The organism is Stappia sp. ICDLI1TA098, assembly GCF_054880955.1.
This window is the reverse complement of the sequence record NZ_JBTZBT010000001.1, coordinates 1,544,498-1,558,165: the sequence shown is the minus strand read 5'-3', so window position 1 is coordinate 1,558,165 and position 13,668 is coordinate 1,544,498. Positions and strand designations below refer to the sequence as shown.

7 protein-coding genes and 1 pseudogene are annotated in these 13,668 nt (G+C 57.0%); 6 read left to right on the top strand and 2 right to left on the bottom strand.

What is annotated here, in order from left to right; genetic code table 11:
* Nucleotides 1-8: 8 nt before the first annotated feature.
* The gene (locus tag ACSLUQ_RS07020) at nt 9-1,319 is read left to right on the top strand and encodes an ATP-binding protein (RefSeq protein ID WP_461808084.1); all 1,311 of its coding nucleotides are present in this window, start codon (nt 9-11) and stop codon (nt 1,317-1,319) included.
* A complete protein-coding gene (locus ACSLUQ_RS07015; protein ID WP_461808083.1) occupies nt 1,316-3,523 on the top strand; it encodes a DEAD/DEAH box helicase in 2,208 nt (735 codons plus the stop codon). The genes ACSLUQ_RS07020 and ACSLUQ_RS07015 overlap by 4 nt, the downstream gene beginning before the upstream one ends.
* Nucleotides 3,524-3,957: 434 nt before the next feature.
* Here ACSLUQ_RS07015 and csx16 read toward each other — a convergent pair whose 3' ends face one another.
* A complete protein-coding gene (gene csx16 / locus ACSLUQ_RS07010; RefSeq protein WP_461808474.1) occupies nt 3,958-4,191 on the bottom strand; it encodes a CRISPR-associated protein Csx16 in 234 nt (77 codons plus the stop codon).
* A gap of 932 nt (nt 4,192-5,123) precedes the next feature.
* Nucleotides 5,124-6,377, bottom strand: coding sequence for a tyrosine-type recombinase/integrase (locus ACSLUQ_RS07005; RefSeq protein WP_461808082.1), 1,254 nt, complete (start codon nt 6,375-6,377; stop codon nt 5,124-5,126).
* A 663-nt stretch (nt 6,378-7,040) separates the two neighbouring features.
* Between ACSLUQ_RS07005 and ACSLUQ_RS07000 the strand changes: the two genes are divergently transcribed.
* From ACSLUQ_RS07000 to ACSLUQ_RS06985, 4 genes and pseudogenes are all read left to right on the top strand, one after another.
* Nucleotides 7,041-10,403 carry an HsdM family class I SAM-dependent methyltransferase gene (locus tag ACSLUQ_RS07000; protein ID WP_461808081.1) on the top strand — a complete coding sequence of 1,121 codons (3,363 nt, stop codon included), beginning with the start codon at nt 7,041-7,043 and terminating at the stop codon, nt 10,401-10,403.
* 5 nt (nt 10,404-10,408) lie between these two features.
* A complete protein-coding gene (locus ACSLUQ_RS06995; protein WP_461808080.1) occupies nt 10,409-11,179 on the top strand; it encodes a hypothetical protein in 771 nt (256 codons plus the stop codon).
* A 6-nt stretch (nt 11,180-11,185) separates the two neighbouring features.
* Nucleotides 11,186-12,595: an FRG domain-containing protein gene (locus tag ACSLUQ_RS06990; RefSeq protein WP_461808079.1), complete on the top strand. Its 1,410-nt coding sequence runs from the start codon at nt 11,186-11,188 to the stop codon at nt 12,593-12,595.
* Nucleotides 12,596-12,690: 95 nt separating this feature from the next.
* Nucleotides 12,691-13,524: pseudogene (locus tag ACSLUQ_RS06985) on the top strand (IS5 family transposase).
* Nucleotides 13,525-13,668 lie beyond the last annotated feature (144 nt).

Here is a 13,668-nt window from a genome sequence, read left to right as displayed (position 1 = left end):
GGGAACAGATGGCTGCCATAAAGCGACGGGAACGCGACACGATCATCCAGGCATTGCGGGCGGGCGTTGTCCCGCGACTGGGGCTGCAACACATTCAGGTCGGTCGCGCCCGCGAAATCGAGGAACTTGTAAGGGATATGGAGCGGATCGCGGAAGGCGGTTCGGGGATCCGATTTGTGATCGGCGAATACGGCTCCGGCAAGACCTTCTTTCTGAACCTCATCCGCCTCGTTGCCCTTGAAAAGGGGCTGATAGTCATGTCAGCCGATCTTGCGCCTGATCGGCGGCTGCACGCGACCGGTGGTCAGGCACGCAGCCTTTACAGCGAGATGGCGCGGAACCTATCCTCGCGCACCAAGCCGGATGGTGGTGCGATGGCAAGCGTCGTCGAGCGCTTCGTCAGCCAGTTGCAGCGGGATGCGGAAAAGCAGGACAAGGCGACGGGCGAACTGATCCGGGAGCGGCTGACGCATTTTGAGGAAATGACCAACGGCTTCGAATTCGCCGAAGTGATCCGCAAATACTGGGAGGGACACGAGACCGGTGACGAGGAACTCAAGTCGGCAGCGCTTCGCTGGCTGCGTGGCGAGTTTGCGACACGAACAGACGCCCGAAATGCGCTTGGCGTGCGCACCATAGTCGATGATGCCAATGTCTATGATCACCTGAAGCTGATGTCCGCATTCGTCTGCGAGGCGGGGTATAGCGGCCTGCTGGTTTCTCTCGACGAAATGGTGAACCTGTTCAAGCTGACATCCTCTCAGGCGCGCAATGCCAACTACGAGCAGATTCTGCGGATATTGAATGATGTTCTGCAGGGCAGTGCCAGCCATCTCGGCTTCATCATGGGCGGCACGCCGGAATTCTTGATGAACTCACGGCGCGGGCTTTACAGTTACGAGGCGCTGCAATCCCGGCTCGCCGAAAACAGCTTTGCCCGCGATGGCCTGGTCGATCTCTCCGGGCCTGTGGTCCGGCTTTCCAGCCTGACCCCCGAAGATCTGTTCGTGTTGCTGAGCAAGGTCAACCTGATTGCCCATGACGAGGGGCAGCAGTTGCCGGATGCCGCGCTCGAAGCCTTCATGCGCCATTGCTCCGAAAGGATCGGCGAGGCCTATTTCCGGACACCGCGCAACACGGTGACGGCCTTCGTCAATCTTGTCGCAGTGCTGCAGCAGAATCCGGGCACGGAGTGGAGCGACCTGATCGAGGAGATCGAGATCGCCAATGACACCGGCGATGACATGAGCGACATTGAAGATGGTGCAGGGGTGGCGCCCCAATCGGATGACGAACTGAGCAGCTTCAAACTCGGATGAACGCTTTCGACCGGCTTGCACCCCCGCTTCAGAAATGGATACGGCAGCAGGGTTGGCCTTCGCTGCGACCGGTTCAGACGGCAGGCATTGATGCCATCATCGGCACGAATAATGACGTCATCATCACCGCGGCAACGGCCGGCGGAAAGACTGAGGCCGCTTTTCTGCCGTTGATTTCAGATGTCTTGCTTGAAGAACCGGCTCAGGACCATGGCTTCGACCTGGTCTATATCGGCCCGCTGAAAGCCCTGATCAACGACCAAACCCGACGCCTTGAGGATATGTGCAGGGAGGCCGAGCTTGCGGTTGTTCCCTGGCATGGCGATATCGGCTCCGGTGTAAAATCGCGCGCGCTTAAAACACCCCGTGGGGTTCTGCTGATCACACCGGAATCACTTGAAGCGCTGTTCGTTCGCCGCGGTAGCTCGATCGCGACCTTGTTTGGCGCAACGCGGGCAATCGTGCTTGACGAACTGCATACGCTCCTCGATTCGGAACGCGGCATTCAACTCCGGTCTCTGATGACCCGTATGGAAATCGCCACGGGGCGGACGATCCGACGGGTCGGCCTCTCTGCCACGCTCGGCGACACCGGTCTTGCTCGTCACTTTCTGCGAAGAGAAGCCCCTGATGATGTGGTTCTGTGTGAGGCAGCTGGCGGCGGCGCGGAATTTCAGGTGCAGCTGAGAGGCTACCTCACGGGTGGAAAAGTGCCTGAAGATGAAGTTGCGGCGAAAGATGATCGTTCCGCCGAAGCGGCGATCGCCATGCATCTGTTCGAGAAGTTGCGCGGCTCTAACAATCTGGTGTTCGCGGGTTCCAGAGGAAAAGTGGAACTCTATTCTGACCGGTTGCGCCTGCTCGGCGAGGCTCAAGGGCCTAAGCAGGAATTTTATGCCCATCATGCAAGTCTTTCCAAGGACCACCGTGAATTCGTCGAACAGCGCTTGAAGGATGCCAACCTGCCGACGACGGCGGTTTGCACATCCACGCTCGAACTCGGAATCGATATCGGTTCGGTGACTTGCGTCGCGCAGATCGGCGCCCCGTTCACGGTTGCATCGCTGGCGCAGCGGTTGGGGCGGTCCGGCCGTCGTGCCGGCCAGCCCTCGATCCTGCGCCAGTATCAGATTGAGGCGCGACTTGAAAAGAGCAGTCACCTTGCGGACCGGTTTCGGCTCGGTCTGGTGCGGGCCATCGCCATGATCGAGCTCTATCTTCAGAAATGGTATGAGCCGCCGCGCTCGTCAGCGCTTCATCTTTCGACATTGGTTCATCAAATCCTTGCGGTGATCGCCGAACGCGGTGGCGCGAGCGCGGAACGTCTTTACGCCACGCTATGCCGCAAGGGGCCGTTTCATGCAGTCGACACCACCCTGTTCCTCGCCGTGTTGCGACAGATCGGAAGTCCCGATATTGCGCTGATCGAGCAGTCCGACAACGGCCTGCTTCTCCTTGGCCGACAGGGCGAGAAACTGGTTGAGCATTACAGCTTTTACGCCGTGTTCAAGACGCCTGAGGAGTTTCGCCTTGTCGAACAAGGCAAGGATCTTGGCACCTTGCCTGTCGACAACATCCTGGCGCCTGGCATGACCATCATCTTTTCGGGACGGCGATGGGAAATTGTCGAGATCCACGAGAGGGAAAAGGTCATCCTTGTAACAAGATCGAAGGCAGGTGCGCCGCCATTGTTCGGAGGCGATCCCGGAGACATCCATAATCAGGTGGTGGCGAAGATGTTCGAGGTTCTGGAAGGCCAAGCCGTGCCGATCTATCTCGACAAGCAGGCGGCGACACTTCTTGCCGAAGCGCGGGGAAATTTCGCGCTGGTAGAAGCAGGTTCTCACCGCATTATTGCCACGGCGGAGGATAGCCATCTGATTGCGACCCGCAAGGGCAGCGTCGTAACCAACACGCTGGCGCTCGCGCTGGGAGGCTTCGGCTTTGAAACATCGATCTATGACGGGTTTATAGAGGTTCGCAAGAAAGAGGCTAAACTCGGGCTTGAGGACGCGCTTGCGTTGATTGCAGAAAGCGAGAGGCTTTCCTTGTTCTACCGGCAGGCAGAACCCCAGTCTGAAAAATTTCATCCGTTTCTGAGCGCAGACCTTTTGCAACAGGACGCGCTTTCCTGCCGGCTGGATGAGACTGGCGCGATCCGCCTTGCATCTGAAATTCTGGCGTCGACGCACCCGCAGCGTTGAACGTGGACGCGATCTGACTGAACCGTGAATGCTTCATTTCGTCTGTGTGACGGGCTCTACCATAATGTGGAAGAAGTTCAGGGGACCAGGTCAAACGTCAGCTTAACTCATCTCGTTCCGAGAACCCGCCAGTCTCCTTCCGGCCTCTGTCCGGTCATTCGTTCCGACCGCAACGAACGTCCGCTTCCCGCCCATCCGTCCTTGGTGCAGGCGCTTGGCGTGATGCTGCGGCGAGCACGGAGGGTAACTCTGGCCTACCTGCGGACATGTGTCACGTTACCAAGACGGATCGTTGGACGTCGGCTTGTACGTGGGTCAGAGATGTTTGGCATTTGGGTCGGGAATGCTTGGCAGAGCATGGGTCGGCGACCAAGATTTTAAGGCTATCCCCGTCGCCGAGTGTCGCTTTAGCAAGACATTCGACAACTGACTTGTCATCCGATTTTCTCCGCGCGGTATTCCTCAAGCCGTGCACCAAAGTCGCGCATGGCAGCGGGTGTGAGTTCTTCCCCGCGTCGTTCCGAGGGAATGTCGAGTACAAGGTGGAAATAATGGGCACCGCGTGCATTGGCCGCCGCGATGAGCTGGACCGGCAAGGTGCCAAGCACCCGGTCGCCGGGTGCAAGGTGCTCGGGATCAAGGTGAGAGACCAATACCACGTCGCCCAGGCCTTGCTGCTCGGCTCAGATCCTGGCGCCAGGGTGGCGGGAGACGAAATAGGTTGTCATGAACGACCCTTGGCAATGCCAGGCTGTAGAAACATCACATCATTGCACAGGGACCGGGTTTGCCTGCAACCGGTATGTCACGGCGGCAGGCAAACGCCCGGCCTCGTCGCAGCCCTCTGCAGCTTGCCCTGACTGCCGGGCTGGTCTGCTTTCGATATCGATCCGTGCACGGATGCTGCTCGTCATGACCCGCGGTGGGAACCATCCGAGCGCACAAAGGCGTGGATGGTAAGGAGCAAAACGAGATTTCTCCGACCCGAATTCGGGGACTATTCCGGGGCTCCATTGCCCTGGCATGCCGAATTGGCCCCCAAATTCCCTGTTCGTTCCTACTTGGCTGACGTGGCCGATGCCGGATAAACCGCAGAAATCCAGCCGTCGGGGTATAGCGCAGCCTGGTGGCGCATCTGCTTTGGGGGCCCCGAATCTACCTTTTCCTAGTCATTTATTACTGCGCGGACTTTGTCTTTCGCCCGCCCGCCGATGCCTACTTCGGCGGTCCCCGCCATCATCAACGGACGTGAAAGGATCAAGTAAAAGATACTCGAATATCGCCGCTTGCAACACCGCAGGATCGCCGCCTAAAAATCAACCTCCGATGAGTTCCACACTCCGCTTACCTACGCCGCGAGTTGTGTCAAATGTTCTGATGAAGGACAGCGGCTGACGTGATGGCCACTGTCACAATCTGGTATGAAAGCGGGTCGTCCTTCGAGCTTTCGCGGCGCGATGCCGAAGTTGAGCTCAGCCAAGCTGAAGCGGCGTTTAGCATTGGCTTCAAAAAAAGACCGCAAGATGTTTCTGCGTTTGAGGGCGCTTTGAAATTGCATCGTCCCAGTTCAAGCCAGCCACGGGCGGAGTAAACGGCCGATCTATTTGTACGTTCTTCGTGGCAAGGCGATGATCTCTGCCAACGGTCGCTGCCCCTCCAGAATCAGCTGCGCCCATTCAAGGGCCATCTCGCGTCGACGGTCGAGATAGCGGGCCCTGTTGTAAGCCGCCTCGACCCTGTCCTTCGGGACATGTCCGAGCGCGAAGTCAATGATGTGCCGCTCTGTCGGATGCCGTTCATTCATCACGGTCGAAAAGGCCGCTCGCCATCCATGAGGCACATGTCGGTGGTGATAGCCGGCTCGGTTGAGCAGGTAGCTGATCGCATTTTCCGACATTGTACGATGGGCGAAGCGTGAATTTGGAAATACAACAGGGCTGCGGCCGGAGAACATCCGCACAGCCTCAATGACCTCGATCGACTGCGGGGCGAGCAGCACGAAGTGGTCGCGTCGCTCATCACCCTTGAATTGTTGCCGCAGCTTCATCCGACTGGAGGGAACAACCCATACAGGTGCTTCCGGATCCAGGTCGGCAAACTCCTCCCAGGGGGTTTCAATAACGACTCCGGGACGAAGTGCGGTCAGAGCGAGTAGACGGTGTGCGAGTTTGGTTACCGGGTGGGCAGGTGTGGTCTCGACTGCCTTTAACACCTCGCGCAGGTCATCGAGCAACGTGAGCGCTGGTTGCTGGCGGCGCTTTATCGGAGAGAGTAAACGCCGGATCTGATCTGCCGGATCATTTTCGCAAATACCGAGCGCGATGGCGTAGCCGAAAACGGCCGATATCCGTTGCCGCGTTCGATGCGCCGTCTCGACAGCGCCGCGGGTTTCAATGTTTCGCACAACTTCCAGGATTCGGCGCGCATTGAGGTCTGCGATCGGAGCCCGGCCGATTTCAGGAAAGACGTCACGCTCCAGGTTGCGCAAAACATCTGAAGTGTGTGTTGCGGTCCATGTCGGAGCCTGAAGCCGATGCCATTCGCGCGCGACGCACTCAAAGGTATTCGCTCTGGCTTCGAGACCCGCAGCCTGCACCTGGCGCTTGTCAACGATCGGATCCCGCCCGCTCTTTAGGATAGCCTTTGCCTCATCCCTTGCCAGGCGCGCTTTTGCAAGGGGCATGTCCGGGTAGTGGCCCAAAACGATCTGTTTCTCGACTCCGCCAAAGCGGTAGCGGTAGCGCCAAATGCGACTTCCGGAGGGTGTCACGAAGAGAAAAAGTCCGCCGCTGTCGGCAAGCTTTTGGGGCTTTTCGCCGCTCCTGATGCGCCGGACCTTTGCATCGGTCAACATTCACGTGCCCCTCGTGCCCGCATTTCCCGGATTAGGTGCCCGCACCTGTGCCCGCTTTGGGCAAGGAATGCGCGAGAATAGCCGGGAAAGGTCGGGAGCCAAGGTCACCCAATATTGAAGCAAAATCAACAGATTTGGGATGCTTCAGGCGCGCGCGAAAAGGGCCGCTGGCGGGCCGAAGCCGATGAAACGGAGAACTACACCTACGCTATAGCCCTCCAAAATTGAGGTTCAAGCGAGGGTTGGCAACGTCGAGCGCACAAGCGGCGTGCGTTGCGGCCATCAAACTTCAATCTGCCGCACGGATACAGCTTCGGCGTTCCAACTAAGGGATTCCCTTCGGCACCAATGTGGTGCATGGTGGTGCATCATGGGGAATCTGCGGTATGTCGTCAAAAGTGAGATTTTCGGTCAGCTTGGATTCAAAGACCAACAGGGCCATTGAGGAATTGGCCCAACGGCACAAGCCGGAGCTATCGAAAAGCTATATCGTCGAATACGCTTTGCTTCGCCTTCTGAAGGCAATGGATGCAAAGCAGCTCTTGCTCCCGCTTGAGCTTGAGGGCGGCCATGACGCGGAACGCTGAGCACCCCGCGCACCTTGATAAATGGTGTTCCATTTAATGAAGCGGCCAACCTCATATATCTTGATCGGGTTGTGCCGTGGATAGCCAAGGCCGCGAGCTTCTAGATCAACTATATAGTGCGTTCTCCGAGAGGTCGAATGATCTGCTTGATGCTGTCGCGCAGCCCGGTGCGCTCAGTGAGAAGGATAGCTTTGCTTCCCGCTGGACCGATCTGGGGGATTGGCTGAGTCTCGCGAAGCGGCTCGGAGCGGAAAAAGTGCTCTTCGTCCGTGGCGGTCCCGTCGCGGTGTTCAGCGACGCTCAAGGCGCATCTGATGAGGTGGCGCTCGGAGAACTCTATCGTCGTGCTTGGTGCATGACGGAGCCTCGTTGTCTTTTCGTTGCGCTCCCGCAGGAACTCCGAATTTACGATCTCAATACTCCGCCCAAACGAGGAGGACCGCCAAGTGATCCTTGGCGGGTGCTTTCTTCTGCCGCCGATGTGCTCCAATTGACGCAAGAGATCGATGAATATGGCCCCGATTTGCAGGGGCTAATGGAAGTGGGCAATTCTGCACCCGCTCGTGCTGACCGTCGCCTCATTGATGATCTACGGCATGTCCGTTCGCAGCTTGAGGCAACGGGCCTCTCAATGGCCGAAGCGCATGCTCTCATCGGCCGTTCGATCCTCGTGAGATATCTGGAAGATCGTGGCGTACTGACGCAAGCCTATTTTGATGAAGTGGCCGGCAACAATCGGACTTGGCAGACAGCGCTATATAGCGAGGGAGCTATTCCCGTACTTGGACCGCCGGGAAAGCAGCGCCTCTACGACAGGGTGCTTTGCGACGCTGACTTTACCCACGCGTTATTCAAAAAGCTGTCCACAGACTTTAATGGCGATCTGTTCGCACTCGGAGAAGCGCGGGAGAAGCGGTTCGACGAGGTGGCACTGAAGCTCCTGCGTGCATTCCTGCTTGGAGAGATTCAGGCTGGTCAAGAGCCTCTGTTTTTCTGGGCATACGATTTTGAGGTAGTCCCTCTCGCCCTGATCAGCAGCATTTACGAGCAATTCTATCATGACGCTCTTAATAAGGAGGCTTCCAGCAAAACAAAGAAAAATTCCTCCGCTCCCTTGCGCCAAGCAGACAACGCATTCGCGCCTACCCTCGTCATTGACGAGGGTTCCGAAGACAATGCTTTCGAGGAAGGTGAACTCAAACACGGCGCGGGTACGCATTATACGCCAGCTAATCTTGTTCACGATGCACTTCGAAGGACGTTGACCCCAACCTGCTTAGCACGCCATCCAAAGATACTTGATCCTGCTTGTGGGTCAGGAATCTTCCTCGTGGAAGCGTTTCGCAGGATCGTCCGCTACGAAGCCCAAGGCCGGAAACGTAAGCTATCGCCAGATGAGTTGCGAGACATTCTCCAACATCGCATTTTCGGCATTGAGATCAACGCGGAAGCCGCCCGCGTTGCAGCGTTCAGCCTTTACCTAGCGCTTCTTGATCAACAGGAGCCACCTGATATCGCCTCGGGAGGGCCACTGCCTTATCTGCTGCATAGTTGCCCGCGCGACGAGAAACACTTTGGGATACTTATTGTATCGGACGCTTTTGCGCTGACCAACGATGAACGTGAGTTGCTGTCGAAGCGCGTAGCCGCCAAGAAAGCCTATAAAGGTCGTGCGGGCGACGTCAGACTGCTGGCTAATACCGGAGTTCTGGACCTGCCGCTCGGCGGCTTCGATGTCGTGATCGGCAATCCCCCTTGGCAGGAAGCACCGCCCCTCCCTCGTAGCTGGGCGGCCGCGTTCAAACTTCCCGAGGGCGAAGGAGCCTACTCCCAGCTTTTCATTCATCGTGCTCTGACGTTACTTCGAGAAGGCGGGAGGCTGGGGCTTCTCGTCGGCATGAAGGTATTCTGGAACGACCGCGATACGAGTAGAGCATTTCGCGGCTACTTCTTGGCACATGCGGCACTCATGCAAGTCGTGAACATGGCGCATGTGCGTCGTGTGTTCTTTGCAAAAGCCGTTGCGCCGTTTGCGTTCCTGCTCGCTGAAAAGCGCCAGCCAATGCCCAACGAGCGGGTTGTAATCTGGAATGCAAGGCGGATTCGAGCTGTCGATCGATTGCGGTCCATGGCCGCCGTCCCGCTTGATCGACGCGTTGTGACTCAAGGCGATCTGGCCGATGCCGACTATCTTTGGAAAGCCTATTGGTGGGGTGGACATCATGACGCCGCGCTGCTGTCCAGACTTGCATTGGAGCGGACGCTGGGTGAAACGGTCGCGAATGCCGACCCACAACCACGTTACGGTTGGCAACGCGGTAGCGCCGTCCCGTCCGGGAAGCTGGCGACCCTGCCGGAACTCAGCAATCGAAAGGTGCAGCCATTTGGACGATTGCAAGAGGGCTGGCTTGTACCACCGCCGACCGGGATCAAACGAGATCCCGATCAACGGATTTATAGCGGACGGCGCTTGGTAATCACGCACGGCGTGAGGGAACCCATCGGACCTATCGCTCGACTCGAGACTCGGGAGTTCTCGTTCCGGCATAGCTTTTACTGCATTCCGTTGCCGCATCTCACTGAGAACGAAGCTCAGTTGGTGCTCGGAGTGATGTGGTCTTCGCTCGGCCGCTACCTGCTGTTTATGACCGCAGGCAGTTGGGGTGGGTGGCATGACAAAGTCACTGCCCGCGACTTGCTCCGCATGCCGGTACGTCTTAAGCCTTCATGGGGCATGCCGAAGGCGAAGCATGACGAAGCCGCAATGCGCGTTGTGCAAGCCGTGACCCAGTTGCGCGATCTCCCATCCAACACTTCCCCGGCGCTGGAGCTTTTCCATACTTCTTCCTATGAAAAGCCCGAAGAAAATTGGTTGCGGGTACTCGATGAAGCCATTTTCGATTTGTTTGAGCTTGCCAAGGCTGAGCGTGATTTAATTGGAGATTTCTGGGCTGAGAACCACGAACTCTACTGGAAAGGAGCGGAGGCGGAGTCGACCAAACGCTTGACGTTAGCCGGAGTTTTGAATGGTACACGAGCAGACCTTCCGGAAACTCCGGATCGTGCTGGATTGCAGCCTTACCTGCGGGCCTTTCTGGAGGCTTGGAACGCGCAGTTGCCTGAAGGTTCAGAATTCCACTGGCAGGTAGTTATTTCGCCGGCTCGCGATGCCGTCGCTGTGGTTTTCGCTTTGGGTGGCGAAGAGATATCGGCACAGCAAGGCTCTGACGGGAAGTGGGAATCGATTGTCGCGCGGTGCGCTGACGCACTCGATCAACCGATTTCACCTGCGTTTTATGCCAAGCGTGTTGTCAGGGCAGCGACAGCCGACAACTTCATTATTCTGCGAGAGAATACACGCCGGCTTTGGACGGCCAGCACCGCTAGAGAAGACGCCGAAGCCTTGTTCTTACAACTTGCTGTGCGTGGCGAGGGTTGACCGGGATGGCTGGGCTGAACGAGGTTTCGATCAATCTATGGCCGTCATTTGTTGAAAAAGTCCAAGATATTGTGAAGGCTGGGCTCCAGCGTCTCGCTGAGGATGCCGAGGAAAATGGGTTTGTCGCGTCGTGCGAAAATGATCTCAACCGAGAATTGTTCTTTCGGATGAGGCGGATTGCCGCCGACCGCCACAGAACTCTTCTCTCGTTATCTCCAAGCCCTGCTTTGAGCCGAGAGCACACTTGGAACCTAGTAGCTGCTTACGAAGCAAATAATCAACCTAGCCCAGACGATCCAGAGAGGACGCCACGCGAAAATAAGCGCCCTGACTTTCAGTGGAGTTTCTTAGACGATCAGGCAACAGATATTGACCGTTCTACAAGAACCTATGTCGTCGAGTGCAAGCGTTTAGGTCAACCAATCGGTGCGTGGATTTTCAACACAAACTATGTGGCGCAAGGCGTAGGTCGATACATTGCTAAGTCGCACCTCTATGGCAAGGACGACGCCGGCGGCGGCATGATCGGCTATATTCAATCGATGGACATAGATACGATCTGGTCCGACATCGATCATAATCTCGGTAGTGCGGGAATTTCATCACTTCCCAAGCTATCGCCCATTTCAGGATCACCTGCAGTACACGTCGCATCTCATGAGCTAATTCGTTCGGATGCGTCTTCTCCATTTCATCTACACCATACCTGGGTCGATCTTCGTGCATCAGGCACGCCACCGGCCCCTGATCCAGGTGGTGCAGAGAGCACGGAATAGCGACGCATGGCGGAAACTTTCAACTACATCTCTTTTGGAAACTGGGAGTACATCGAGGGCAACGTCGATGACATCAGCATGGGTCGGGGACGTATGTTCGAGTATACGCCGCCGGACACCGAAAAGCGGCTTGAAAGCCTCGATGGTACAGCACTCGCCTTTTTAGAGAAGCTCCCGACCTTCTTATGTAGTGAGATCAAGTCGGACGCAGACGCCGTCTCCATGCTGATCAAATATGGTCGGGTTTCCAACATCAATCTCGGACGTAAGGAGGTCTCCGCTGCCTTCGAGACCTTGATCGACTTCGGCGAAGTGGAATTCGAGAGTATTGAGGCGGCTCGCACGGTGTTTGGCGCGGATAGGTTTCAACTCTATCGAACCCATTGGGCGGTCCGTGAAGGTGATGCTAGTGAAATTCTAAAGCGGCTGGCTGAAGTAAAGCCTGATCTCGTCCAAGTTATCGCGGCCGTGCGTGGACCTGCCGATGACGGTGTGGATGTCCAACCACCGCCACGGGACAAAAAGATTCTTGGCGACGCCGACAGCGTGGAGCGGTTTCTTGAGCTGCTCTACAGTTCGCCGGCGAAGTTGGGCACTGAAACATTCTTTAGGGGACATAGCGACGCGCGCTATGAGTTGACCCCGTCTCTGCTGCGCAAATGGGACAATGGTGATTGGCAGTTCATGCCCAGCGAAGACCGTCTCTGCAAAGAGTTGCTGATCGCCCATCACGACGAGTTTCACGGCGATGACTATTGCTTCGACCGTCTCGTCCGCATGCAACATTACGGCCTGCCTACGCGGCTGCTCGATGTTTCCGGTAATCCGCTGGTAGCACTATTCTTTGCCTGCTCGTGCAAGCCAGATCAACTCGGCATCGACGGCGAGGTCATCGTCTTCCAAGTCGCGTCGAACGGCGTGAAATATTATGATTCCGACACCGTCAGTTGCCTGTCCAACCTATCAAATCTGACCTATGCGCAGAAGAACGACATAGACCTCAGCCTCGACCAAGACGCTTTCAACGCAACGGATGTCGCCGGCAAGCTGCTCCACCACATCAAGTCCGAGAAGGGTTTTTTCGAGGGACGGATCGTTCCCGACGATTTGGGCTCTATCATCTGCGTAAAGGCGAAGCGCACTAATACCCGGATCAAATCGCAGTCCGGAGCCTTCCTGCTGTTCGGCCACGAAGCCGCGTTGCCCGATGCAGGACAGGACGGCATCGAGATCAGCCGGGTGACGATCAAGAATAAGGCGCACATTCTCAACCAGCTCGACCGCATCAACATCAACGCCACGACCGTCTATCCAAGCATTGATCAGACCTCAGTTCATTTGCGAGATCTGCACCAGTCACCAGAGCCGGTCAGAATGGCTACCAGCACTACGTCCGACGATCATCCAGAAGTTTGACGGAGCGGCTTCGCCCTTAAAACCAGATCCAAAAATTATTGAGCAATACTAGTATGTTATGATTTACGCCGTCCTTGCGAGAGATGGAGTGATCAATGGCATGGACTGGCATTGCTCGAGAGGAGCATAGCCGCAAAGGGCTGCGGTATCCAAGCGACATGACGGACAGGGAGTGGGCGCTGGTGGCGCCGTTCATTCCTCCGGCAAAGCACGGCGGTCGGCGTCGCAGCACGAATATGCGCGAAGTGGCCAACGCGTTGCTCTACCTGGCCTCGGCCAGATGTGCCTGGCGCCTGCTGCCCAAGTGCTTTCCACCGGTCTCGACGGTTCGGCGCTATTTTTATGCCTAGCGCAACGCGGGATTGTTCGAGGTGATGAACACGCTGCTGGTCATGAACCTGCGAGAGATCGAGGGGCGCGAAGCCTCTCCAAGTGCGGGCATCATCGATAGCCAGAGCATGAAAACGACCGAGAGCGGCGGTCCGAGTGGATATGACGCGGGCAAGAAGGTCAAAGGCCGCAAGCGTCATATCCTGACCGACACCTCCGGCTTTCTGATCTCCATCCTCGTGCACACTGCCGATATTCAGGACCGGGATGGCGCCGTCGACGTGCTCAAAAGGATTTGCCGGCGCTTCCTCTGGCTGCGCCATATCTTCGCCGATGGTGGCTACGCCGGTGACAAGCTCAGAACGGCACTCGCCAAAGCCGGGAACTGGGTAATCGAGATCATCAAGCGTTCCGACAAGGCCAAGGGCTTCGAAGTCCTCCCGCGGCGCTGGGTCGTCGAGCGCACCTTCGCCTGGCTGGGACGGTGCCGCCGCCTTGCAAAGGACTGGGAAGCGACCATCGCCTCTTCAACCGCCTGGGCTATGATTGCTTCTATCCGCATGCTCATCCGCAGAACTGCAAGGTATTGCTACGCCTGAGGAACTTTTGAATCGGGCTCTTAATCCGATATGATGTGGCCCCGAATTATCGGGCGGCAGCTAGAATCGGCAGCTTGCTATCTCACCCGGTGAAGTGCGGTAATTGGCGGCAATATCGCGCCATAGAGACCAATCGGCGGTTCT

Bases quoted from the DNA above. Each gene is read 5' to 3' on its own strand.
- ACSLUQ_RS07020 (WP_461808084.1), top strand. From the start codon at position 9: ATGGCTGCCATAAAGCGACGGGAACGCGACACGATCATCCAGGCATTG.
- ACSLUQ_RS07015 (WP_461808083.1), top strand. From the start codon at position 1,316: ATGAACGCTTTCGACCGGCTTGCACCCCCGCTTCAGAAATGGATACGG.
- ACSLUQ_RS07005 (WP_461808082.1), bottom strand. From the start codon at position 6,377: ATGTTGACCGATGCAAAGGTCCGGCGCATCAGGAGCGGCGAAAAGCCC.
- ACSLUQ_RS06995 (WP_461808080.1), top strand. From the start codon at position 10,409: ATGGCTGGGCTGAACGAGGTTTCGATCAATCTATGGCCGTCATTTGTT.
- ACSLUQ_RS06990 (WP_461808079.1), top strand. From the start codon at position 11,186: ATGGCGGAAACTTTCAACTACATCTCTTTTGGAAACTGGGAGTACATC.